This is a genomic window from Thermobaculum sp. T2p (genome assembly GCF_059335935.1).
Window position 1 is genome coordinate 128,476 of record NZ_JANZYQ010000002.1, and the last position, 24,482, is coordinate 152,957.

At 59.1% G+C, this 24,482-nt stretch carries 20 protein-coding genes and 1 pseudogene; 9 read left to right on the forward strand and 12 right to left on the reverse strand.

Annotated elements, in window-relative coordinates:
• Positions 1-49: 49 nt before the first annotated feature.
• Positions 50-1,864: an adenosylcobalamin-dependent ribonucleoside-diphosphate reductase gene (locus tag N2245_RS01100; RefSeq protein ID WP_494534884.1), complete on the forward strand. Its 1,815-nt coding sequence runs from the start codon at positions 50-52 to the stop codon at positions 1,862-1,864.
• Between the two features lie 17 nt (positions 1,865-1,881).
• Here the strand turns inward: N2245_RS01100 and N2245_RS01105 are convergent, their stop codons facing one another.
• From N2245_RS01105 to N2245_RS01115, 3 genes are all read right to left on the reverse strand, one after another.
• Positions 1,882-2,094 carry a hypothetical protein gene (locus tag N2245_RS01105; RefSeq protein ID WP_494534885.1) on the reverse strand — a complete coding sequence of 71 codons (213 nt, stop codon included), beginning with the start codon at positions 2,092-2,094 and terminating at the stop codon, positions 1,882-1,884.
• A 100-nt stretch (positions 2,095-2,194) separates the two neighbouring features.
• Complete coding sequence (locus N2245_RS01110) at positions 2,195-3,547, reverse strand: hypothetical protein (RefSeq protein ID WP_494534886.1); 1,353 nt, start codon at positions 3,545-3,547, stop codon at positions 2,195-2,197.
• A gap of 261 nt (positions 3,548-3,808) precedes the next feature.
• Entirely contained in the window at positions 3,809-3,979 is a 171-nt protein-coding gene (locus N2245_RS01115; RefSeq protein WP_494534887.1) for a YHS domain-containing protein, read from the reverse strand.
• A gap of 158 nt (positions 3,980-4,137) precedes the next feature.
• Here N2245_RS01115 and N2245_RS01120 point away from each other — a divergent pair, with 158 nt between their 5' ends.
• A complete protein-coding gene (locus N2245_RS01120; RefSeq protein WP_494534888.1) occupies positions 4,138-4,611 on the forward strand; it encodes a hypothetical protein in 474 nt (157 codons plus the stop codon).
• 1 nt (position 4,612) lies between these two features.
• Here N2245_RS01120 and N2245_RS01125 read toward each other — a convergent pair whose 3' ends face one another.
• Positions 4,613-4,843 carry a hypothetical protein gene (locus N2245_RS01125; protein ID WP_494534889.1) on the reverse strand — a complete coding sequence of 77 codons (231 nt, stop codon included), beginning with the start codon at positions 4,841-4,843 and terminating at the stop codon, positions 4,613-4,615.
• A gap of 135 nt (positions 4,844-4,978) precedes the next feature.
• Here N2245_RS01125 and N2245_RS01130 point away from each other — a divergent pair, with 135 nt between their 5' ends.
• The 5 genes from N2245_RS01130 to N2245_RS01150 all read left to right on the forward strand — a co-directional run bounded on the left by N2245_RS01130 (position 4,979) and on the right by N2245_RS01150 (position 15,874).
• A complete protein-coding gene (locus tag N2245_RS01130; RefSeq protein ID WP_494534890.1) occupies positions 4,979-9,307 on the forward strand; it encodes a bifunctional RecB family nuclease/DEAD/DEAH box helicase in 4,329 nt (1,442 codons plus the stop codon).
• A 315-nt stretch (positions 9,308-9,622) separates the two neighbouring features.
• The gene (locus N2245_RS01135; protein ID WP_494534891.1) at positions 9,623-10,753 is read left to right on the forward strand and encodes a ScyD/ScyE family protein; all 1,131 of its coding nucleotides are present in this window, start codon (positions 9,623-9,625) and stop codon (positions 10,751-10,753) included.
• A gap of 484 nt (positions 10,754-11,237) precedes the next feature.
• Positions 11,238-14,201 (forward strand): S8 family serine peptidase, encoded by a 2,964-nt coding sequence (locus N2245_RS01140; protein ID WP_494534892.1) that lies wholly within the window; start codon positions 11,238-11,240, stop codon positions 14,199-14,201.
• Between the two features lie 270 nt (positions 14,202-14,471).
• A complete protein-coding gene (locus N2245_RS01145) occupies positions 14,472-15,635 on the forward strand; it encodes a glycoside hydrolase family 76 protein (RefSeq protein WP_494534893.1) in 1,164 nt (387 codons plus the stop codon).
• A gap of 71 nt (positions 15,636-15,706) precedes the next feature.
• The gene (locus N2245_RS01150) at positions 15,707-15,874 is read left to right on the forward strand and encodes an FmdB family zinc ribbon protein (protein ID WP_494534894.1); all 168 of its coding nucleotides are present in this window, start codon (positions 15,707-15,709) and stop codon (positions 15,872-15,874) included.
• 267 nt (positions 15,875-16,141) lie between these two features.
• Here N2245_RS01150 and N2245_RS01155 read toward each other — a convergent pair whose 3' ends face one another.
• From N2245_RS01155 to N2245_RS01170, 4 genes are read right to left on the reverse strand one after another with little or no spacing between them, the layout of a single operon-like run.
• Positions 16,142-16,333, reverse strand: coding sequence for a hypothetical protein (locus N2245_RS01155; RefSeq protein ID WP_494534895.1), 192 nt, complete (start codon positions 16,331-16,333; stop codon positions 16,142-16,144).
• A gap of 46 nt (positions 16,334-16,379) precedes the next feature.
• The gene (locus tag N2245_RS01160) at positions 16,380-17,105 is read right to left on the reverse strand and encodes an ABC transporter permease (protein ID WP_494534896.1); all 726 of its coding nucleotides are present in this window, start codon (positions 17,103-17,105) and stop codon (positions 16,380-16,382) included.
• On the reverse strand, positions 17,102-18,004 hold the full coding sequence (locus tag N2245_RS01165; protein WP_494534897.1) for an ABC transporter ATP-binding protein: 903 nt from the start codon (positions 18,002-18,004) through the stop codon (positions 17,102-17,104). The genes N2245_RS01160 and N2245_RS01165 overlap by 4 nt, the downstream gene beginning before the upstream one ends.
• Positions 18,001-18,348 carry a DUF488 domain-containing protein gene (locus N2245_RS01170; RefSeq protein ID WP_494534898.1) on the reverse strand — a complete coding sequence of 116 codons (348 nt, stop codon included), beginning with the start codon at positions 18,346-18,348 and terminating at the stop codon, positions 18,001-18,003. Before N2245_RS01170 ends, N2245_RS01165 begins: the two co-directional genes overlap by 4 nt.
• Before the next feature lie 99 nt (positions 18,349-18,447).
• On the opposite strand from N2245_RS01170, the gene N2245_RS01175 reads away from it, so the two are divergent.
• Positions 18,448-19,275 (forward strand): SMP-30/gluconolactonase/LRE family protein, encoded by an 828-nt coding sequence (locus N2245_RS01175; protein ID WP_494534899.1) that lies wholly within the window; start codon positions 18,448-18,450, stop codon positions 19,273-19,275.
• Positions 19,276-19,347: 72 nt separating this feature from the next.
• On the opposite strand, the pseudogene N2245_RS01180 reads toward N2245_RS01175, so the two are convergent.
• Positions 19,348-19,605 (reverse strand): annotated as a pseudogene (locus tag N2245_RS01180) (MATE family efflux transporter); the annotation flags it as partial.
• Between the two features lie 83 nt (positions 19,606-19,688).
• Here N2245_RS01180 and N2245_RS01185 point away from each other — a divergent pair.
• Positions 19,689-20,729 (forward strand): glycoside hydrolase family 43 protein, encoded by a 1,041-nt coding sequence (locus N2245_RS01185; protein ID WP_494534900.1) that lies wholly within the window; start codon positions 19,689-19,691, stop codon positions 20,727-20,729.
• Between the two features lie 168 nt (positions 20,730-20,897).
• Here the strand turns inward: N2245_RS01185 and N2245_RS01190 are convergent, their stop codons facing one another.
• Genes N2245_RS01190 through N2245_RS01200 form a run of 3 tightly spaced genes read right to left on the reverse strand, consistent with a single transcriptional unit; the run spans position 20,898 to position 24,474 of the window.
• Positions 20,898-21,491, reverse strand: a complete 594-nt coding sequence (locus tag N2245_RS01190) for a flavoprotein (protein WP_494534901.1) — start codon at positions 21,489-21,491, stop codon at positions 20,898-20,900.
• Entirely contained in the window at positions 21,478-22,641 is a 1,164-nt protein-coding gene (locus tag N2245_RS01195; protein ID WP_494534902.1) for a glycosyltransferase family 9 protein, read from the reverse strand. The genes N2245_RS01190 and N2245_RS01195 overlap by 14 nt, the downstream gene beginning before the upstream one ends.
• Before the next feature lie 36 nt (positions 22,642-22,677).
• The gene (locus N2245_RS01200) at positions 22,678-24,474 is read right to left on the reverse strand and encodes an ABC transporter ATP-binding protein (protein ID WP_494534903.1); all 1,797 of its coding nucleotides are present in this window, start codon (positions 24,472-24,474) and stop codon (positions 22,678-22,680) included.
• Positions 24,475-24,482 lie beyond the last annotated feature (8 nt).

Genomic DNA, 24,482 nt, shown 5'->3' on the forward strand with positions numbered 1-24,482 from the left:
AGTTGCATAATTATGTTAAACTCCGATTGGTGTCACAGGAGGTAAGGTTATGGATAGGCCAGCGCGGCTGGAGGAGCCCAAGCTATCGGCGAACGCCCTGATCGTGCTCGAGGAGAGGTACCTGCGACGCAATGCCAAACTGGAGATCATCGAGACACCGGCCGAGATGTTTTGGCGCGTGGCCAGGGCGGTCGCGGACGCCGATGCGCTCTACGGTCCGCGATCGCAAGTAGCCGACACTGCTGAGAGGTTCTACCAAGCGATGGCGCGCCTGGAGTTTCTGCCCAACAGCCCCACTCTCATGAACGCGGGCACACCTTCCTCTCAGTGCATGGCCTGCTTCGTACTGCCGATAGAGGACTCGCTGGAGGGAATATTCGACACGCTCAAGCTCGCGGCGCTGATCCAGCAGACCGGGGGAGGCACGGGATTCTCCTTCTCCCGTCTGCGGCCGCGCGGGGATGTAGTCCACTCCACCGGGGGTATTTCCTCCGGTGCGGTATCCTTCATGATGCTCTACAACGCCATGACTGAGACGATCAAGCAGGGGAGCAAGCGCAGAGGCGCCAACATGGGGATCCTGCGCGTGGACCATCCCGACGTAAGGGAATTCATCACGAGCAAGCGGGACAGGCGGGCCCTCAACAACTTCAATATCTCGGTCGGTATCACCGACGAGTTCATGCACGCCGTTGAGAAAGGCGAGAAGTATCCGCTAGTCAACCCGCGCGATCACTCGGTGTGGGAGCGCGAGGACGCCAGGAGGATCTGGGAGCTCATCGTCCAGGAGGCGTGGGACAGCGGCGAGCCTGGCTTGGTAGCGCTGGACACGATCAACAGGCAGAACCCCACCAAGCATCTGGGAGAGATCGAGGCGACCAACCCTTGCGCGGAGGAGCCTCTCCATCCTTACGAGGCCTGTTGCCTGGGCTCGATCAACCTCAACGCGGTAGTGACGGGCCCTCCGGAGCGCCGACAACTGGACTGGCGCAAGCTAGGGGAGCTGGTGGATCTCGGAGTGCACTTCCTGGATAACGTCATAGATATCAATCACTACCCCGACCCAAGGATCGAGGATATATGTCGCCGCAACCGCAGGATAGGGCTAGGAGTAATGGGCTGGGCGGACCTGCTCTTCCAGTTAGGCGTGCCCTACGACTCGGAGGAGGCCCTATCGTTGGCCGAAGAGCTTATGGGCTTCGTGGAGGATAGAGTGGTAGAGGCCTCGATCAAGCTCGCCGAGAGGCGCGGGGTCTTCCCTAACTACCCAGGGAGCGACTACGACCGTCGGGGTGGACCAAGAATGCGTAACGCCACTACCCGCACCATAGCGCCCACCGGCACGATCGGCATCATCGCGGACTGCTCTGCGGGCATAGAGCCCCTCTTCGCGCTCACCTACACGCGCCGTGCTCTGGGAGGCAGGGAGCTCAAGCAGGAGATACACCCCGTATTTCTCGAGGAGGCCCGCAGGCGAGGTGTGCTAGACGACCATCTCAGGGAGCACGTAATAGCCACCGGCAGGGTGAGGGACCTACCGACTCTGCCAGAGGACCTGCGGCGAGTGTTTGCCACGGCGCTAGAGATATCTCCGGAGTGGCACGTGCGGATGCAGGCCACCTTCCAGAGACATGTCGACAACGGCGTAAGCAAGACGATCAACCTGCCACAAGAGGCGACACCCGAGGACGTGGAGTCTGCCTACAGGTTGGCGTACGAGCTGGGGTGCAAGGGGATCACCGTCTATCGTTACGGTAGCCGCCCCGAGCAGGTGCTCAGCCTAGAAGGGTATTGCCTGACCTGCGCACGGGAGGACGGCCTCCCCACGGAGGAGCCCGTGGTGGATCTGCCATTGCATGGTTAGCAGCAGTGCAGGAGGGCTTAGTCCCGGCTCATCAGCGCGCGCATGATACTCTCCACCTGTGGGCCCCGAATCTCCGCCAGTGCCCGCACACCATCAGAAGTCGCGAGCATCGCCCTAAGCTTGCGCTTGCAGCCGCAGCGGGCGCACCAGCATAGCTTGCCACCAGCCAGACGCAACATCTCCAGGTGATCCACATGGTAGCCCCCGCAGTTGGCGCACAACTTCTCCATAATCCCTCCGTGCTCTCAATGCGCGTTCACCTTATAGGGACACCCCAAAAACCTTGGCGTTACAGCCAAGGCCAACCAATCCGAAGGCAAGTTCGTAGCGCTAGTCTAGTAGGGTGCGCATAACCTTGTCGGCCGTGCGCGGCGTCGTCCCCGAGGCTACGACGAGGTACACTCGGTCTCCCCGGCGCGCCAGGCGCACGCTGCTATCCGCACCGTCCAGATAGAACACCCCGTTGCGGGTGATGGGATCTCGACCGAACACATCGTCGTTGAGAGCTATCTGCTGCTGTCTGAGCGCATCCTCCGCTTCACGGGCGTCCTTAGTGGTATCCCAAACCGACTCCCACACCAACACTTTGCCCTCACCATATTGGTATATACGATAGCGGTCACCGTCCCAGCCGCTCGCTGCCTTCCTCGCTGCATCACTTCCTTGAGGAAGGAACATCGCCAGCACCTGGAGCTCCCCCATGGTGTTCTCGGTGACCTGCTGCCACATGGGCCCGAGGGCGCTGTCCAGCCGAGGCAGCTCTACCCACGTCGGTTGGTCGCGCCTAAGGTACTTTTCGGGGTGGAGCACCTGTTCGGTGGACTGTGGGGGATCGGCGTACGCACGGTCGACCGCGGCCCAGCCCCCTTTCCTGTACAGCTGTCCTACCCAAGACGCACCTTGTAGGTAGGGGAAAAGGGTCTTGAGTGCCAGCACAGCAGGACCGCTGGAGATGCTGGTGAAGGTGGTGCCGTCCTGGCGAGCAGCCACCTGGGCCTTGGACTCGTCGATCTTGGTATCCCCCACGTAGAGCATCTCGGCTAGGGTGGCGTCGCCCTCCACGAGCGCTCGGAGGGCCAGCTCCGCGTCCTCGTTGTCGCGAGCTCGCTCATACATGGATTGGATACGGAAGTGCTGATCCTGCAGAGCGTGTGTGAGCTCGTGAGCTAAGGTCACCTTGTTGGCCGGATCTAGATCGTTGGGTCGTCCGATAATGAACATACGCTTGCTGGCGAGCTCATAGAAACCCAGGATGGAGTCGCTGGGGTCATCTTCCAACACGCGGTTGATATTAAATGAAGGGGATGCCAGGCCGAACATGATGAGTGTATCCTCCTGAGCCTGACGCTGGGCCTGTGGCCACTCTCTAGCGAGCATGGCACGATAGTAAACCCTAAAATCGGCAGAGGTGAGGAAGCGGGGAGAGATGTGGCGCTCAAAGCGCAGGCCTCGCACCCGCTCTACATCCGCCATCAACGCGTTTACTTGCTTCTGCAGCGACGGTCGTATGGGCACTCCTTGAGGTACACGCACCTTGCTGACCGGCGTGGCTGTGGGATCCGGCAACACGCGAGCGATCTCTGTGCCCCTGACGGGCGGCAGCTTGACGAAGGGCAGCGCACGGTTGGTATCGTGCATCCAGGCGGCGTAGAGAGCCACAGCCATCATGAGTGTCAGCAGCATCCAGCGCAAGGAGCTTCCTTCCTGTTCTATCTTAGGATTACCCTTCTATCTTATTTGCTGGCCATGAACAACCAATGAGAGCCAAGTCAGGAATCCATGAAAGTTCTGTCATGCTACACCACAACTCAGGAGGATAGCTCTGGTCTGGGTGGCAAGCGGACGCCCCAAGTGCACGGGTGCATGGTCCAACATAGACCTTCGACTTAGTCCCAGGGCTTTACACTTACCGCTAGCAGAGGGACCCGCACGGGTCCCCGGCATCTAGATACCAGATTGCTCAGCAGCGTATGCCTCGGGGTTCTGATCGAACGTCTGCTTGCATCCGGGCGAGCAGAAGTAGTAGGTCTGGCCACCATATTCGCTGGTGAGGCCTGAGGTCTCTGCCTGCTCCTCATCGACCTGCATGCCACAGACTACATCAGTTGCTGCCATTTTATGCCTCCTACCGGCTGTACAACAAGCGACGCTCCCCACATCGCAAGAAGGATACCACCTTATTAGCTATTGCCCATACCATTGCTACCTCTTAGGAGCTTGGTATGCTTGTTGCTCAATGGGTCACTGGGAGATCCGTATGAGGAGGTGATCGCATGGCCAAAGATATACTGGGGGTAGCGGTGAAGGCGTTTGAGAGCCAGCAGTTGGCTCTGGACGCCTTGCGCGCCCTCATCGACGGAGGCTTCAGCACCGAACAGATCAGTGTCGTTGTGCCCCATCCCGCAGACCCGGAGCAGATACCTTCCGAGGAGGAGATGGAGGTGAGCCGCATGGGCTCGCTCGAGGTGGTGACCGATGAGAACGTTCCGTTTGGAGAGGGGATCAGCGTGGGCAGCACCGGCATCCTAGTGCCAGGTCTTGGTGCCGTCGTGGGTGGCCCGCTGGCGGTGTCCTATGCGCACCAGCCGGATGCGGCCATAGACGAGTTGCTGGAGGATCTCGGCGCCACAGATGAGGAGATAGACGAGGTTGAGGGGGCGATCGCCCAAGGGCTGACGGTGGTGGTTGTGGCCGCCGGCTCCTCTCGTGATGAGGCTCAGGGGATACTCAACAAGGCAGGTGCCTAGCCTAATTGACTATATCCTGGTCGTCCCTCAGCTCGCGCCTGCGAAGTGTTAGGTACCGGAGCTGATTACGGGTGTCGGAGATCAGCAGGTAGCGGCGTATGCTCGATAGCTCCTCCTCTAGTCTCAGCATCATCTGCTCGTACTGTGCGCACCGAGGACATCCTTGAGAGGGTTCCAGCCCCTCATCGCGCAGTAGATGGTGCCAGATCGGTGGGTCATCGGAGTGTTCCATGATGTTCTCCTTGCTTGCCCTTACATAATACAACAATTAGTGCCAGATGGGTTAATATTTGGTTAGACATTGGCAAGCGATTTGACGACGCCTGAGCTTTGGTGTAAGTTTCTTACATCCAAGGGGTTGGTCGCCTTGATAAGCGACCTGGAGAGAAAGGAGATCATGGTGCGGGAAGGTGACGACGGGCTGGATGTCTACCCGGGAGAGCGGCGGATCACGCCCACCAGCCTGGCTGACTTCGTACGCGTGGGTCAGTGCGAGCGCTTCCTGAGGTTGCGCTTACATGACCAGGGTAACACCAACGACTTCCTGCGCAGATGTGGTCTGTCACCTCACAAGGTACCACCGATGCTCACCTCCGCCGGCAACGTCTTTGAGCAGGAGATAATCCGCAAGATCGGGGAGCACTACCGATTGGAGTCCTTCTCAACCTTCCGGGGGAATGCCGATCACAGCGCTTATATCATCGAGTACATCCAGGAGCTCACGCCCACCGAAGTGTGCGTGCTCTACCAGCCTGGGATGATATTCTCCCAAGGCGATGGAGGATGGGAGATACCGGGCAGGCCCGACCTGCTGCGTCTGGAACGTGATCCTAACGGGGAGCTGCATATCCTGATAGCCGATATCAAGTACTCGGCGGTGGTCACAATAGACCATCGGCTGCAGCTGGCCTGCTACGAGCGGATGGTACGGCAGCTGTTGGATAGCGCAGGTATCAAGGCCAAATCTCTGTGCATGGGCATCCTCTATAGATGCGCGGAGACGGACGAGTCGCTGGATGAGGAGGCCAGGAGGCAACTTGAGAGGGAGAGAGAGCAGGCACTCCAGCTCTTTGGGCTCGAGGATGCCTGCCTACAGATCATGGAAGACCCCGACGTCTTCGCACAGATGCTGGACAGCCTCCTGCTTGGGGAGGACTCCAGGGCTGAGAGGGTGCTGGCCTCTCGCTTTGAGGATGTCTTCTTCCACCTGAACGCCAGCTGTGACGCATGCATCTACTCCCGCTTCTGCCTCAAATGGGCCTACGAGCACGATGACCTCTCCATGATCCCGTTCATTTCCACCACCGAGAAGTCAGCCCTGCTGGATGCAGGGCTGACGAAGGTCCATCAGGTAGCGAACCTCAAGAACATCGTAAACGGCCGACTGCAGACGCCCCCAGAGCAGAGGGAGCGAGTACGTAGCCTGCGGAGGTCCTGGGCTCTTGCTCCTCGGCTCGACGAGCTCATATACCGCGCCAAGCGATACGTGCGTCACAGGTACAAGGAAGGGGAGAGGGTGCGATCCGATATCCCAGACAGCGGGTACTCGTCCCTGCCGACCTGCTCCCCGGAGATGCATCCCAACCTGGTAATGATCTACATCGACTCCCAGTACGACTACATGCAGGACTGCATCTACATGCTGGGGGCGCGCATCGTCGCTCACAAAGGTGGTATGAAGCATAGGGCGGGCAACGTCGTGCGCATCACCCAGGAGCCACCCAACCTGGGTAGCGAGCGGAAGCTTTTCCTCGACTGGGTGCAGGCCCTCCTGGTGGCGCTCGACCAGCTCGCCGTGCGCAACGAGAAAGGTGAGGTGCCTATACACCTGGTGTTCTACGACCGAGAGGATCAGCGGCACCTGCTGGAGAGCCTTGGGCGTCACTTGGATGCCATTTTGGGAGCCACCAACTTACATGACTTCATCACTCAGGTGGCGGCTTTCGACTCGCCCATGGTCACCTCCCTGAGCGAGGAGATCAGGCGATTCAAGAACCTGCCGTTCCACTGCCAGAGCTTGTACATGGTAGCTAGCGATCTAAGGGTCAATGGCAAGCACTTCCGATGGGACGGGGATCCGAATTTCAAGGAGATCTTCAGGGTGGGCATATTTGACTGCTGGGGAAAGCTCTCAGACCAGGAGGACTCGTCATGGTACATGTCACGCCCGCGCTTCGGCAGCGATATCCCCTTGGAGTACGCCTATGCTGCCTGGGGTAGACTGGATCCCCCGGAGTACTTCCAGGGGAGGGGAGATCCTTACGCGGGATACAGAAAAGGCATCACGCTAGAGCTGCTGCGGGCGTTCGAGATCAAGCGCCTGGAGGCGATAGAGTACATCGCCTCCTCGCTGGAGCCCAACAAGTACACCACGAAGAGGGGATTTCGGCTGCCCGAGCTGACGGACGTGGAGTCGGCCCACACCCTAGCGGATGCCCTGGAGGAGTTCCTTACTATGGAGCGCATGGTGGAGCTATCCACATGGAAGGAGAACGTGCAGAGGCGACCCGAGGACCGGGTGCTCGCAGGCGCCTCGCTGATCGTGCGCTACGAGGAGAGCTTCCAGCCACCCGAGATGCTCGCAGAGCAACAGGAGATGCTGGCCGAGGGCAAGCGCCCAGCCCGCTACAGGCTGAAGGTCGACAACTCCGACCTCGACCTCAGTGTGGACGAGATACTGGCGCTGGTCGACATCGAGGAGGGTTCCCAGGTCATCATCTCCCCACGATGGACACGCGACACGCGCCCCGATGCTCCTAACAAAGAGCCCTTCGCCCCGACCTTCCGGCAGATCCTGTACGGTCTGGGAGCCAGGATCGACCACATCGAGACGTTGGGTGACGAGCAGGGGCAAGTGCGCGAGGCTTACATCGACGTGACGGTGAGCGAGAGGCGCAGCTCCAAGGATTGCGAGATCAAGCACTACGTGTTCGCTACCAACGGCCAGTCTGATATGGCTGCCCCCCTGCAGGACGGTCAGCAGTACGTGCTCGATCAAGATCCCAACGACTGGTACGGCCTGTACTGCGCGCTCGTCGTGCGTGGGCTGCGCGAGGGCAGGAACGCCCTGTATGAGCGGCTGGTGGCCCCGGGCAGGCAGAGGATGTGCTGGCCACAGGAGGCCGCTCAGGCGCAGGCGCGTTTCCTGCAGGGACTGGAGTGGCTGGCGAGCATCGGACACCTGGACGAGATGGAGCCCTCCAAGCGGGAGTACGTAGGGCAGCTCGGGGAAGCCCCTCTGCTGCTCGTACAGGGACCTCCGGGCACCGGCAAGAGCACCACTACCGCATACGCCGTGCTGGCACGCATCCAAGGAGCTATGGCAGCGGGCATGCGTCTCAGGGTGCTCCTATCTTGCAAGACGCACGCCGCCACCGACGTGCTCCTTGGCAAGGTAGCGGAGGTGCTCGACCAACTGGAGGGCATCAGGTCAGAGCTGTCAGTCGCCGATCGGGAGCGCTTCTCCGAGTACTTTGACGAGCGGCTGTGGAACCTGCCGATGATGCGGGTGACCACCAAGGAAGACAGTTCCTCCCTCAAGCACTCACGCATCAAGCTCTACACGAGCAAAAAAGATTGCCGGAACGCTGCTCGGGAGCTCGAAGCCCTCATGTGGGCCGTGGTTGGGGCCACGCCGGCGTCCATCAGGCGCATGATATTCGAGCGCTGGGGATGCAAGCTGGGGAATCCCGGATGCCTCTTTGGCCATCAGCTCTTCGAGTGCCTGGTGCTGGATGAGGCATCGCAGATGAACATTCCAGAGGCGATAATGGCCGCGCTGCCCCTAAGGCTAGATGGCCAGCTGATCGTGGTGGGCGACCACCGCCAGATGCCTCCCATCGTCCAGCACGACTGGGAGGGCGAGCTCCGTCGCACGTTCCAGCAGTTCAAGACCTACCGCTCCCTGTTCCAGACGCTCGCAGAGATGCAGCCCAGGCCGAAGATGATCAAGTTCGAACGCAGCTATCGCCTGCACAAGGACATCGCGCGGTTCCTCTCCGACCAGATCTACAGGCGGTACGACGACCTCAACTTCTACTCTCAGCGCCAGGACGTCCTCCCGCCACTGGATGTGGACGATCCCTTCGTGCGGGCCGTACTCTCACCCGAGCATCCGTTGACGGTCGTGATGCATGACGAGAGCAGCAGCCAAACGCGCAACGAGTTCGAGTGTAGGCTGTTGGAACCCGTACTACAGGTCCTCTCATCTCCACCGCTGGAGCTTGATGTGAACACTGGTCTGGGCGTAGTCGTGCCTCACAGGATGCAGAGAATGGACCTCAGAGAGCACGTGCCCTACTTGGTACGGCGGGATCCGGAGACCGGACAGATCCTTAGGTCTGCGGTCGACACCGTCGAGCGCTTCCAAGGGGATGAGCGGGACGTCATCATCGTCAGCGCCACCGAGAGCGATCCCGCCTACCTGCTGCAGCGCAGCGACTTCATCCTGGACGCGCGCAGGCTCAACGTCGCCCTCAGCCGTGCACGCAAGAAGCTCATCCTGCTGGCATCCCGCTCGGTGTTCAATCTGCTACCCCCCGAAGAGGAGCTGTTCGAGCAATCGCTGCTGTGGAAGGCGCTCCTACGCCCGAGCTATACGCGGCTCATATGGGCCGGAGAGCGCCACGGGCATACGGTAGAGGTCTACGGCAGCGTGCCGCCAGCAGGCCCTTGCCCCCACGAGCACCTGCCCTAGCCATGGGCAAGAGCTGAAATGGACGTATCCATCACCTGGACGCATGATCTTCCCTAGCAGGAAAACGCCCTCAACTTCCAGGACGTTCCGATACCGTAACTCAACCTAACCTACGCGGTCTCCACATATATCGGGCGTAACATCACTAGGTCGTAGCCTAACGTGTGTTCGACCCACAGGGTAGACGCTGTTAGCGTTGCCCCCAAAGTCCTATCTCTCCGCTAGGCCTAACGCCCAGATCACGAGGGGTGATAAAGGAGGTGATATGCACTCAGCATCCGACCTTAGGTCAATATTCCATAAGGAGTACGTAATATGCCAGGTAACAAGTATGTTTTGCATAGGCTATTTATAATCACCCTGCTTCTGATAGTATTGGCGTCACCTATAGGTCATGCCCAGGCTGCCACTATGACGGTCATAGCCAGCGGGCTGAACAACCCCCGCCACCTGACGATCGGCGCAGATGGGGCAATCTACGTGGCTGAGGCTGGCAAAGGAGGCACCGGTCCTTGTGCCAACGCGCCAGAGGGCAAACTCTGTTACGGTACTACGGGCGCGATCACCAAGGTCTGGACCGGCCACCAGGTAAGGATCGTCAAGGGGCTTCCCTCTGCTGCGAATCCCGATGGCTCGTTTGCCCTCGGTCCGCACGATGTATCCACTACCTGGTCAGCTGTTAGGGTAGATGGCCACCACGCACTCGACTACTTCGTGCTCGTTGGTGGGAGCAACCTCAGGCCAGCACTGGGCAACAAGGGCATCAACTTCGGCAGGCTGCTCAAGATCAGGCCGGATGGTGTGATGCGAAGCAAGGCTGACCTATGGGCCTACGAGAAACGGCATGACCCCGCACACGACGGCATCGACAGCAACCCCTACGCATTGCTGACGCTCCCGGGAAGACACATCGTAGTTGACGCGGGCGGGAACTCCTTGTTGAAGATAAGGCGCTCAGATGGGCGTATATCTACCCTGGCAACTTTCCCCAAGAGGATGGTCCCGGGGCCAAACGGCAGCCTGGTGAGGATGGATCCGGTACCAACCTCCGTGGACCAGGGCCCCGACAGAGCTTATTACGTAGGCGAGCTTACGGGGTTCCCGTTCCCCAAGTATGGTGCTAGGGTGTACAAGGTAAGATACGGCCACGAGCTCGGGATCTACGCACGCCGCTTCACCAACATCATAGATGTGGCATGGGGGCCGGACGGTAGCCTCTACGTGCTCGAGATGTTCAAGAACAGCCTAGCCAACGCCAACCCTCAAGATCCTTCAACCCTACAGGGACGGTTAGTACGCATTCGGCCTGATGGCACTAGAACGACGGTGATATCCGATGGATTATATGCCCCAGGGGGGCTGGCCATCGCCAAGGACGGCACCATCTACGTGACCAACTGGGCCATACTATCGGGGAAGGGAGAGGTGCTGCGCATCCAGCGCTAGCCCGCGATCCTGTATGAGCGGTGGGAGTCTCTCCCACCGCCATCTGCCTGCACACAGCGTACCCTATGTAACCTTTTGCCACACATCCTAACTGGTTTGTGCCATCATTATATGTCCTAAGCCCTATGGCACGCCTGGCGCTAGATGACTGTCGATCCCGCAACAAAGGCATGAGCGGGTTATGTATAAAACAGCAAAGACCTAAGACAGCCTTATGTACAATGGCTCAAGAAGGGGCCATGGCTCTGTGAGGCATGTCTTGCGAACTTTTCAGTCCACCACGAGTTGGATGCTGCATCTAGATATCTACCATGCTTCCCTGCCGTATATGGGAGCTCGGCGACACCCTATCTACGGGCAGGAAGCCAGAGCTCCAAAGCGAACTATCTCTATGTCCACTAGAGAACGGTGAGTAAGCCTGGTGCCAACGACGATAAGGGTTTTGTACCCACCGTCCCATGTAAGCCATTCTTAGGTGGGCCATATGTGGACGTACGTATCGGCCTATGGCGGCGACCACGAAACCGTGATGCCTCTGACCTGCACTTTAATGCAGGTCAGAGGCATCCAAAAACTACACTTTGGAGGATTGTGCGAGCACCTATCGGGAAGTAAACTCAGCACATTACGGCTGGTGCTTTGCCGGCAGGAGGAGGATGTCGATATGGAAAGGTTTCCAAGGGAACTCATACATGGTTCTGGTGCCTCCATGGTTCTGGATCCCACTCATCTATTGGTGGCCTTCAGGGAGCCAAGGCCTATGGAGGAGGTGGAGGAACGGGTGAGGGAGTTTGGGTTCGCTCTAGAGAGCGGACAGCTAGCTTCACCCCCGGGATTTGAGCGGGGTTTAGAGCGTCTACCCCGTCCCAGCAGCCCCTTCGAGGTAGTCAACCACACCGACCGTCTTTACTGGCTGCGATCACAAGCTGGTCAGCCCGTCGAGCAGGAGAGGTTCACGGCGTTACGGAACGCACTTGGAGAGCTCCTAGAGTGGATAGGGCCGGTGTATAGGTTGGGCAACGTGCCTGGTTTGGGAGGACTGGTCTGTCCTCTGCCACACGTGCTGCTATTACGGTTGCGGCAGCCCGAGGAGGAAGTGCAGCGCAACCTCGATCGCAGGCTGAAGCGTTATGGGCTCTCCGAGGCACGTGAGAAATCCCAGTATCTGGGAGATTACAAGTACTACCTGATCGATCGTCCGGAGGAACGTAACGCCTATGAGTTGCAGAGGATGATTCTGGAAAGTGAGCGAGAATGGGTCAGCGAAGCGCAGTTCGAGACCATGCCTATGATCAAGCCGCTGACGGTAGTCCCTAACGATCCGTTCTTCCCTCAACAGTGGAATATGACACGCATCCAGGCTGGTGGCCCGGGCACCACGGGATGGGATCTCTCCACCGGCGCGGCAGGGACGATCGTCTGCGTGCTCGATCAGGGCTGCGACCTGACCCATCCAGATCTGCAGTTTGCTCCCGGCGCAGCCGGGCAGGGCATCAACCTGGGGACGATGACTCCACCGGGATCTCCCACAGGTCCGCACGGCACGGCGTGTGCAGGCATAGTTCTAGGGCGCTTCAACAACTCCGCGGGCGTGGCGGGGGTCGCGGGAAACTGCAGCCTGATGCCCGTGGCGTTCCAGAATTGGACGGATGCGGAGTGCGCCGCGGGCATCAACTGGGCGGCCAACAACGGCGCGCGCGTGATCAGCATGAGCTTCGGTGTCTACGCCCCAGGTGACGGCTTCGGTCCCACTGGGTGGAACTTCGCGATAATCGATCCAGCGATCAACAACGCCGTCAACACCAGAGGATGCGTGCTGGTGGCGGCCACCGGCAACGAGAACACCGGCGTGATCAACCGCTATCCGGCCCGCAATCCCCTGGTGATAGCTGTAGGGGGATCAGACCAGGCGGATAACCGCAAGAACCCTATGAGCGCTGACGGCGAGTGCTGGGGCGCTAATTTTGGTCCAGGCATATCCGTCGTGGCCCCCTGCGTGCAGATCCCCACGACGGATATCCAGGGAGCGGGGGGATACAACACCAACAACGGTGGTCCTCGGATGGTAGCGTGCGTGAACTACCCCAGCTGCGGAGATGCCGCTGGCGACTACTTCTTCCAGTTCAACGGCACTTCATCAGCAACCCCGCACGTGGCTGGACTTGCGGGAGCCATCCGTAGCCTCTACACCTCCCTGACCCCTCAGCAAGTGCGCGATGTCATAGAGCGCACGGCGGACAAGGTCGGAGGTGCCTATGCAGATGCGCCCGGCTTTCCAAACGGCACGCGCAACAACCAGATGGGGTACGGGCGGATCAACATGTTGCGCGCACTCGACTTCTCCGACGTGTTCATCAAAGACTGGACTGGAGATGCTGGGGTTGAACCCTCTACCCCTCCTGGCGGTAACTTCTGGACTTTCTCCGACATCGTCGTGCGCATCATGGACGACAACGTGTTCGATCCCGGCGATCCCAGCAGGTCGAGCAACGTGGAGCGTGGACAGACAAACTATCTGTACGTAAGGGTGACGAACAACGGCCCGCGCGATGCTCGTAACGTGACCGTGAGCGCGCGCATCACCCCCTACGTGGGATTGGAGTTCGTCTACCCAGCCGACTGGACATCGGTAGATGCTACGCACGTAGCTCCTACGCCAGTTACTGCCACTTTCCCCTCCATCCCCGCCGGAGGATCGGCGATTGCTAAGTTCACGATATCCTCCTCACAAGTGGATACTTTGTGGGGATGGATCAGCGGCATGAGCTGGCATCCCTGCTTGCTGGCGATGGTGAACGCCGATAACGACTATGCCTTCGCAACTGTGAGCACCGCGGGAGGGGGACTTGTCGTCAGGCGCAACAACCTGGCACAACGCAACCTCTCGGTAATCGACGTGCTCTCAGCAACGACGCTTGCCTTCCCGTTCCTTGCGGGCAACCTATTCAACTCCGAGCGCACTATGGAGATCCTGGTGGATCGGAGCCGGCTACCGATGACGATTCCCCTCTACCTGGGGCTTGATGAGGACGGCAAGGCTTTCCCGCAGGTGGACCTGACTTCCAAAACTTCGGGTGATGAGCAGAGGGAGGGGGGCTTAGTGTTCATTGAGCGCACACGCGTGGAAGCCATGCTCGGTTGCTGTCGCGGTATCCTCACCTTGGAGAAGGGATCGAGGTTCGACTGCCCATCGGTAACGGGTATCGGGGAGGTAAGCGTGAAGGGAGGAGAGGTGATCATCCGCGGTGGCAAGCGGTTGGTGGAAGTACGGGAAGAGCAAGCGGTTATCTGCGTGGAGAAGCAGCCTAACCAGCTTCACCCGATGGCGCTGCGGTTGGAAGTACCACGCGAAGCACAAGGTGGCGAGGAGTATCTCGTGAGCGTCGCGCAGCGCAACGAGGCGGGGCAGACCGTAGGTGGCGCGAGCGCGGTCTACAGAGTCAGGTAAGCGGCGACGCCTCAGCTCTTACACCTGGAAGGAGGCCGCTGTGAGGGTTCGGGGAGATGTTCCCGGGCCCTCTTTACATGACCCCGGTTGGGTACCATGGGCTCCCGCCTAGGCCAGCTTTGCGCGGCCAGAGTTGGAGCAGCATATTTATATCTATAACACTTGAAGTAACAGTGCTTTTGGGCCTGTACATCTTGTATTTAACCGTATAACTCTGTTATCCTGCACGCCATGGACGTGATCCAACAAGTTTTGCAGGAGGTCAATCAAATGGTAGGCAGAAGGTTGTGGTATCTAGGCCTAGCGCTCGTCGTGGTGTTAGTGTCTGTAGCCTACGGCTCATCAGGTGTGGACGCGCGCTCAGGGCAGGAGAAGAACCTGCGCCGGGCTATCGCTTCCTATGAGGCGATGCAACGCTACTTGTACTTGCCCGACGTCAAGCTCTACAAGGAGCAGTACCCGGAGCAGCCCGGACAGAACCCTTATTCTTACGTGTGGCCGTTCTCCCAAGCGATGGCTGCAACGATCGACCTGGCTGGTATCCGTAAGATAGGCACCCAGTACAAGGACGCCGTAAGCGACAGGCTGGAGGGGGTAGAGCTCTACTGGAACAACACCACTACCCCGCCAGGCTACGACTCCTACGTGCGCCCACCGCTCGGAGGTGGTGGGGACAAATTCTACGACGACAACGAGTGGATCGCTCTGGAGCAGGTGCAATGGTACAGGATGACCGGCGACCAGCAGGCACTAGCACGCGCCAAGCAGGTCTTCGACCTGGTGGTGTACGGTTGGGATAACGATCCCACGCACCCCTGCCCAGGAGGGGTCTTCTGGACGCAGGCTTCCTGGAGCCGAGACCGTAACACCGTGAGCAACGCCCCTGGGGCTGAGCTTGGACTGCACCTCTACGAGATCACCGGCGACCGCTACTACCTTCAGTGGGCCAAGCGCATGTATGACTGGGTGAACACCTGCCTGCTGGCACCTAACGGCCTGTACTGGGACCACATAGACCTGGCCGGCAACATCGAGAGGACCCAGTGGTCCTACAATCAGGGCACCATGATCGGTGCCAGCGTGCTGCTCTACAGGATCACCGGTGAGAGGCGATACCTGCAGAGGGCTGAGTCGATCGCCAACGCGGCTCTGGAGTACTATGGAGGTGCTGGCAGGCTCTATAGGCAGGACCCGCCCTTCAACGCTATCTTCTTCAAGAACCTGCTGCTGCTGGAGTCGGTCAACCACGACAAGCGCTACCGCAAGATGATGCAGGACTATGCCGATGAGATGTGGCGGTCCGCGCGTGACCCAGAGACCGGTCTGTTCGTGTTCGACGCCACCAAGCCCACCTCGCTGCTATACCAAGCAGCCATGGTGCAGATATATGCTGCTCTAGCTTGGTCGCCACGGGACTACGACCTGATGGCTTAGAGCGCTCAGTCGCCCCTGGGAGAACTTGCCGAGACCTCTCAGGGGCGGTACAATCCTCGAGAGGTGAGGCAATGCGCTACAGGTGCCGGAGCTGTGGTCATGTGTTCTCAGCGAGAGCTGCCAAGTGGAACAGGTGGGGTGACGCCGTGTGCCCGGTATGTGTCAGCCCCAACATAGAGCGGGAGACAAGTAGGCTCCGCGAGATCATCCGCACTTATGTGCTCTTCAACGCCATATGAGGAGCACCCCAGGCGTGTCAGGTCGACACCAGCAACCACATCCTCAGGTCCACCATAGATGATCTGGGATAATGAGATCCATGCCGCTCATACCCAATGCCTGCATAGCGACCGTCATCCGCGGCAGCAACTTGCCCCTAGCGCCAGGTCTGGAACGACCGCAGGTTCACGACCTCGCCCCAGAGGACAGGGTATAGGTACCAGCACCCGCACGGATACCCATTCATCCCATCGTCCCGAGGTCCCTATAGGGTGGGCAAGAGCGCCCTATCGCCCTAGGTAGCCGGGAGAGCCCTTATCGGTGTACTGCCCAGGATCGGGGCCTCTCTCCTCCGAGCCCTCCGTTTGGCTTCCTCCTGGCTCGTCATCGAAGGTCGCCTTCTCAGTTGCCTTACGGCTCTTCTCCTCAGCGGTGTTCCTTTCAGGTTGGCTTTCTGGCCTCTTATCCTTGCGCGACATATCGTATCACCTCCAATAGCGGATTGCGCAAGGATCACGCCAAGGGCTACTCCCATTTGAAGGCGGACACGGCTGCCCCAGGAGCAAGGATCGTCCAGAAGAGGAGGATCGCTATGTTGAGGGGGCTAGGCCTGCCACCCGCTGAGAGGGACTGCCGCAACAGCTCCGCCAGCGCCGCCGTGGGCAGGAACCTGACGACCGAGGCGATGGCATCTGGCAGCCTGCTCAGAGGCACGACCACTCCCCCAAGCAGCATGAGCACCAGGTACAGTGCGTTGGCTATCGCCAAAGTTGCCTCCGCCCGCAGGGCTCCAGCCATCCAGAGGCCCACGCCCACGAACACCGCAAGGCCCAGGAGCAGCCAGACCGCGACCAGCCACACCTCACCATGGGGACGCCAGCCAAAGGCCCACCAGCCCACCATCCACAACAGGAACACCTGACAGCACACCGTCAGCAGGGTGGTCAACCCCTTGGCCAGCAGCAGCTGTGGGCGGGTCAGGGGAGTTGCTCCCAGCCTCTTGAGAAAGCCGTACTGCCGCTCGAAGGCTGTTGCTATCCCCAAGCTCACCATGCCGGTGGACATCACCGCCAGCGCCAGCAGCCCGGGCATGACCTCCGCGACGCGCCGGCTGCGATCGGGCGAGAAGAACGGGACGCTACCCAGGAACACCAACAGGAGCAGGGGAATGAAGATCGTCACCAGCAACCCCTCTCCCCGGCGGAGTGCCAGCTTGAGCTCGAACTTGAACTGCGCCCACGTGGCCCTCATAGCTCAGCCTCCTCCTCGCCCGTGAGCTCCAAGAACGCCTCCTCGAGGGATGCACTGCCGGCGCGCATCTCCAGCAGGAGCACGCCCTGCAGCGCCAGATCCTCAGCTAGTACCCTGATCGTCTCCGGCGTCGCCTCTATATGCGCGATGTACCAGCCATCTGCACCCGGCTCAAGTGGCACCCGTACACACGCAAGATCCAACGGTCGGTCGGTGCGACAGGCTATTCGACTCTTGGAGCCCGCCCTCAGCGCCCCCGGAGTATCCACCGCTACTAGCCTGCCTCGATCGATGATCGCCACCCGATCAGCCAGCTGCTCGGCCTCCTCTATGTAGTGAGTGGTGAGCATGATCGTCGTACCCTCGGACCTAAGCTCTCTGAGCATATCCCACGTTGAGCGCCTGGTGTGGGGATCCAGCCCAGCGGTGGGCTCGTCCAGGAACAGCACCGCCGGCCTACCCATCAGGGCGAGCGCCAGCGAGAGGCGCTGGCGCTGTCCACCGCTCAGCCGTCGGATCGGCGTGCGGAGGAACTCACCTAGGTCCAGCCGCTCCGCCACTGATTCTGGTCTCTCGGCGTTGGGATAGAACTCGTAAAACAGCTGCAGCAGGTCGATCGGCCTAGCGGTGGGGTAGAGTCCCCCCTCCTGCAGCATCACCCCCACCCGCCGGTACAGCCGCCGCTTGTCACGGATGGGGTCCATGCCCATCACACGGACCTGCCCGCTATCCGGGCGCCTGAAGCCCTCCAGCGTCTCGATCGTTGTGGTCTTGCCCGCACCGTTGGGGCCAAGCAGCGCGAAGAACTCTCCCTCACGCACCTGGAACGAGAGATCGTCCACGACCAGCCTGGGGCCGTAGCGCTTGGAGAAGTGCGTCACCTCGATAGCATAGCTCATGACTCGCCCTCCAGCAGCTCGCGCAGGACCTCGGCGTTGCTGTGCTCGACGTCCCTAGTAGACGTGAGTAGCACCAGGCGACCATCCCTGGCCTTCTGCCTGAGACGCTCAAGTACCTGTGAGTGGTCCCTCGACAGCAGTTCCTCTTGGTACCTGCGCCTGAACTCCTCCCACTTCCCAATGTCGTGGCCGTACCAGCGGCGCAGCTCGTCACTCGGCGCCAGATCCCTAAGCCACTCGTCCAGCGGCAGGGAGGATTTCTTCACCCCTCGCGGCCACAGACGGTCCACGAGCACCCTGTAACCATCCTTAGGTTCGTCGTACACCCTGCATATCACGACCATAGCCTTCAGGTACCTCCTTCCATAGCTAGTATATACCCTTGCACACCGATGGGAGCCTTGTGAGATACTAGCTCTATACCAGTCCGCGAAGGAGGCGATATGGTAGCTTTCTCTTCACCCGAAAGGGTAGCAGATGGCTTAGGTTTCCCCGAGGGCATCAACTTTGGCCCTGACGGCACTCTCTACTGCGTTGACATCTACCGAGGCAACGTCTGCATCATGCCCCCGAGAGGCGAACTTGAGGTGCTGGTGCACACCGGTGGTGGGCCCAACGGCTCGCGCTTTGGCCCTGATGGCAAGCTCTACGTGGCGGATAAGGGCCTTAGGGCCATCCTGCGCGTTGATCCCCAAACTGGCTCCTGGGAGCTCGTAGCGGACGGATACGAGGGCAGGCCGTTCCTGGGTCCCAACGACCTGTGCTTCGATGCCGACGGGACCCTGTACTTCACCGATCCCATGGGGTCAAACCCTTCCAACCCCATAGGATGCGTCTACTCGCTCTCTCCACGAGGAGAGCTGAGGCGTGTGGCCGCGGGGCTGGCTTTCCCCAACGGTATAGCCGTCACCCCGGGCGGAGGGGAGCTCCTGGTGGCGGAAACCCACACAGGCATCCTCCATCGCTACTCCCTACAGCAGGACGGAACCGTGCTGGAGGTCGAACCACTAGCCAAGCTGTCGCCCGCGTCCGATGAGAGCTCAGGGCAAGAGTGTGGCCCAGACGGCATCCGCTTCGGTCCCGACGGCCTGCTGTACGTGGCCCACTTCGGAGCCGGTGTGGTGAGAGTCCTAACTCAAGAGGGGGAACTCGTCTGCAGCATCCCATCGGGAGGGCCCACGCCCACCAATCTGGCATTCTGGGGAGAAGACCTCTATGTAACCGATGGTACAGCGGGCTCTATCTTCCGCATCCATATGCTTTGGAGCTAGGTATCTATATGCCCCCGGAGAGATACCTACCTATGACAACAGGAAGGAGGTTGCCCCCTAGCTCTCGCCACTCACCTGGGCATGCCCAAAGATCAAGTACCCCCACAACGTGATGTACAACAGCTCCCGCGCTATCTCCAGTGTCCCTTCATCGGTCAAGAACAGCCCCAGGATCTGCCCAGCAAACAGGTACACTCCCAACACCAGCAGCCCTCCTATGGCATAGTTGAGCCCCACACCACTGCGCAGCACCCTGCGCAGCCTCTCCAGCTTGCCTGCTCCTATCGCCTGGGCCCCAAAGATCGATACCGTGATCCCCAAACTAATGGCCGCATGGTTTTAACGAGGGCTGCCTATATGATAAGGAAGCGCGTTGATGCTATACTGCCAACTATCCTGCTAGGGAGAGGTAGATGCGGCACATAAAGTGGCTCTTGATAACAGCTTGCATACTGCTGGCTGCCTGTGGGGGCAGCGCACCCACGAGCACAGCACTGTTTCCCACACCCACGGTCCCTAGGAAGGGGGGTAACATGAGCACATCGACAGGGAATTTCACCAACCCGGTGTACGACAGCAACTTCCCGGATCCGTTCGTCCTCAAAGAGGGAGATACTTACTATGCCTTCTCGACCACTTCGGGAGGCAAGCACTACCCCACTCTTATATCAAAGGATCTCGTGCATTGGGAAGAGGGCCCGGATGCGATGCCCGAGATGGCCGATTGGACGGCTGGCAACACCTGGGCACCCGAGGTGCTCAAGCTGCACGATGGTCTGTACCTCATGTACTACACGGCGGAGTGGATCGAGGTCGGGCTGCAGTGTATCGGCATAGCGGAGAGTCGCAGACCACTAGGGCCCTACGTGGATCGTAACAAGAGGCCATTCATCTGTCAGCAGGATGAGGGCGGGTCTATAGACGCAGACCCATTCCGAGATGACGATGGCAGTCTGTACCTCTACTGGAAGAACGATGGCAACAGGATAGGGCTGAACACCTACATCTACGGCGTGAGGCTCTCACCCAACGGCCGTAGGATGGTCGGCAAGCCCAAGCGCCTGCTAGCTGGAGAGCCCAACTGGGAGATAAATTGGATCGAGGCGCCTTTCATGTGGAAGCACGAGGGGCGCTACTACCTCTTTTACTCCGCCAATGCCTACAACACCCCGGACTACGCAGTGGGATACGCCATCTGTGAGGGCCCACTAGGGCCCTGCAGGAAGGGACCCGAGAACCCCATACTAAGGTCCAAGTGCGCAGCCGCTGGCCCAGGCCACAACTCCGTCACGGTAGACAAGCACGGCCGCCCTTGGTTCGTCTACCACGCTTGGCACCCTGACGCTATAGGTTCGATAGAGCCCGGGAGGGTGCTCTGGATCGACAGGCTAGTTGTAGAGCACGGCAAGGCCAAGGTGTTGGGGCCCACATGTCACCCGCAGCCCATCCCCTAAGCGTGCTCGGGGTCATCCCTCACTATCCTGCCGGATCCTAAGTCGTACCTGTAGCCCCGTGGGATCCGTCCTACCGCTATAGATTGGACTATACTTGGCAGCAAGCTAACATCTCCCGAATAGTTGAATCCCGCACGACTTAATGCTGAACCTTGCTTCAGTGCCACATCATAACGCTTGATGCTTGAAGCGAGACATGAGCAGAGATGCCATTTGTAGAAGTAGATCATCTGTTGAGGGCGCGTATCCCTCATTCTGCCCCGTGGCTATTTCCACCGTGGGTACAACCTGGATCACGCGGTGACCATCCTCTTCAAGGCGCTTCTTGTTCCTTTGAAAAGCTGGTTTATTCCACATCAACTGGTTCATTGCTGGAGCAAAGACTATAGGTCTGGGGTAAGTCAGTATAGTGGTGGACAACAGGTCATCTGCGATGCCATTGGCCGCCTTAGCGATGATGCCGGCTGTGGCCGGTATCACGACAAACAGATCTGCCCAACTACTTAGTTGCACATGAGCTACTTTGTCTATAGAATCTGAGGTGTCCCAAAGGTTGACGAAGACACGATCACCTGTATGTATCTCCAGGGACTCAATACTGATACCATTACGTACTAGCAAATCGGCAGCGTTTGTCGTGAGGATTATTTTTATATCACACTTTAGAGAGCTCTTGAACAGATCAATATACCAATGAATGCTCGTGGCATATATCGAACCTGTAACCCCGACCAATAGATTGCAGCGACTAGAGATGTCCATACCCTCGCCCTTTTGTAAGCGCTCTTAGCGCTGCATCCGCCACCTCATCGACTCCTAGGCCAGTCAAGCAGTCTCGAGTAGCACATCCCAAGGGGTTACCGATCTCATGGTCTCTAAAGAAGCAAGGCATGCACGATAAGTTCCGGTGCACGACCGTTACCCGCTCTGTATCGGGTTCATCACCTAGATAGGGGCCCCAAGCTCGATGGTTAGATAACCCGAATATCGCTACCGTAGGCGTTCCAGCGGCAACCGCTAGGTGCATAGGACCCGAATCGTTGCCTATGAACAGATCCACAGAGCCCAACAGGGCCGTAGTTACCCTTACACCACATGCTCCTGCCAGGCTCGTCCTGGGCATATTAGTGCACATCAACTCAAAGATGCGCGCATGCAGGTCGGCTTCCTCCATACCTCCCAGCAGCAACAAATGCCCACCTACTCTTTGATATAAAGTGTCGGCTAAGGCTGCAAACTTGTCCTCTGGCCATCTTCTCGCGTGGCTGATGGGCCCAGATCCAGGGTGCATAGCTATGAGAGGTCGTACAGCCCCAATCGTGCCCAATAGCTCTCCGGCCTGCTCGGCCTCGGCGTCAGTGAGGGGTACTACCAAGCGTCGGCTCTCTACCTGCGCGCCAAGTGCTTCCACTAAGGCTATAAAGTAATCTGCCTCATGCTTGGCGCCGTATCCATGGTCCTCTACCCTCACATTGAGAAAGTCTTGATTCCCGTTGTCCAGACCCACTCGCCAGCGGGCGCAAGTGGACCTTACTATGTGGCGAAGCTTGAAAGTTGTGATGGGTTCGAAGAGGTGTGCGAACACAATCACAGCATCGTATTCTCGGCATCTCAGGAGGTTGCTTAGAGGAGGCTTGGAGTTCGGCTTACCGTCTCCGTCGCTGGGGAGATATCTCTCCAGCTCTATGATGTCGTCCAGAACTTCCCAGCCAACAAGCAATTGAGCAGCACGTGAAGATGCTAGCAAATCTATGTGGGCCCTTGGGTACGTCCTTCGTAACCCTGCTAGAGCTGGCGTGGTGAGTAGGAGAGTTCCCATAGAGTAAATTTGGACCCCCAATATGCGGGCTTCCGGCGGTAGCAATACCTGCTTGTGACCGTTTCTCTCACCACCCAAAGCATGATAATTCATCGCGACCATGCCCCCTAAGTTTAAGCTCGCTTTCCGCTACCTATACCTCCTGGCCTGTAGCTCAAAGAGCCCGGCGTAAACTCCCCCTCTCCCCACCAGCTCCACGTGAGATCCCACCTCCACCACTCTGCCACCATCCAGTACCACTATCTGGTCGGCGCTCTTGACCAACGATAGCCTGTGGCTGATCACCAGCACTGTTCTCCCAATCATCAGTTCCCTCATACATCGCAACACCATTTCCTCCGCCTCCGCATCTAAGGCACTGGTGGGTTCATCTAGCAGCACCACCAGTGCCCCAAGCTCCACCCTCAACACCCCCCTGGACAGAGCCACCCTCTGCCACTGTCCTCCAGATAACTCGAGCCCTCCCTCAAACATTCTTCCCATAGGCGTGTCGTACCCAGACGCCAGCCCCTTGGCCAACTCCTCCACACCAGCAAGCCTGCCAGCATGCTCTATCATCTCCCTGGGTACACTCACGGGGTCTCCACCCCCCACACCTATATTCTCACCCAGAGTGAGGGCAAAACGCGCATGATCCTGGTAGACTACAGCTAGTCCCCTCCTGTAGGCCTCCAGATCGTACTTCCAGATGGGCACCCTATCTAGCAGGATCTCCCCATCAGTGGGATCGTACATACGGCTTAGGAGCTTGATGATAGTGGACTTTCCTGCTCCGTTAGATCCCACCAAGGCCGTGATCTTACCTGAGGGTATCGTAAAGCTCACCTCTGAGAGCACGGGCTTGGTGCTCCCAGGATAGGTGAAGGTGACGTTCCTGAGCTCCAGCCCGGCCCGGAGCCTTGCCGGCATGGGCAGACCCTTGCCCTCCCCAGCCATCTTGATCCTCGGCCTAGCCCCGTCCAGCATCGCAAAAAAGTCCTGCATGTGGAGCAGCGTTTGATAAGTACTTCTAAGGCCATCTGGAAGCTGATGCAACAGCATCTGGGCTTGCACTACGCTATTGACGTACAGTCCCACATCTCCAATCGTCAGGCCGCCACTGCCTGCCTGTGTGGCCACATACCATAATCCTCCACCCACTGCCAAAGCGTAGAGGATATTGAGCCCGAACGAGAGAGACAGTTGCCTCAGGCGGATGGATGTCATCTCCTTCAAGGCTCGCCAAGAGCGGTCCCGAAAGCGTCCCAAGAAATACTCACCCAGGCCGAATACCCTCAGCTCCTTGGCGCTCGACGGCTCGGTGACCACCCTTAGGCAGTAGTCCATCTCACGTGCTGCCCGTGAGTGTTGGAACATGGTCCAATACAACAGCTTTATTGAGCGCACCTCCAGCATGATGCGGGGCACGGTGAGGGCTGCAAGGAGGATGGGTAACAGTGGATTCAGGGAGACCAGCAGCGCGAGCAGCCCTATGAATGTGACCAACGAGCCTACGACAGTTCGGAAGTCGGAGATCATCCTAGGTAGAAGCCCAGGTATCTCCTGCGTCATCCGCAGCTGATCGTGGAACGATGGTTGTTCCAACTTCTCAAGGTCTACCAGGTTCATTCCTGCCCTCATCAACCGCAGATCGACCTCCGCAGTAGCCCTTGCTTCCAGCCAGGACGATAGAGCTTGTTGCACGGGATCCAGCCCCAGGGGTAGGACGATCGTGACCGCATACAGCAGTGCTGCCAGCAGCGCCGCCTCATACTGCGCTGCTAAGAGGTCGAGCATTACCTTGAAGATCCAGGCTCCCAACACTGGCAGGAGGCTGGAGAGAAGTACGAGCAGGAAGTAGGCTATCGCCGCGGAGGGTGCTGGAGACGTCAGCAGGGCGATGGACCGTCGAAGGAGAGCAGCGCCCCTAACCCACGTCGACCACATGTTGCTCA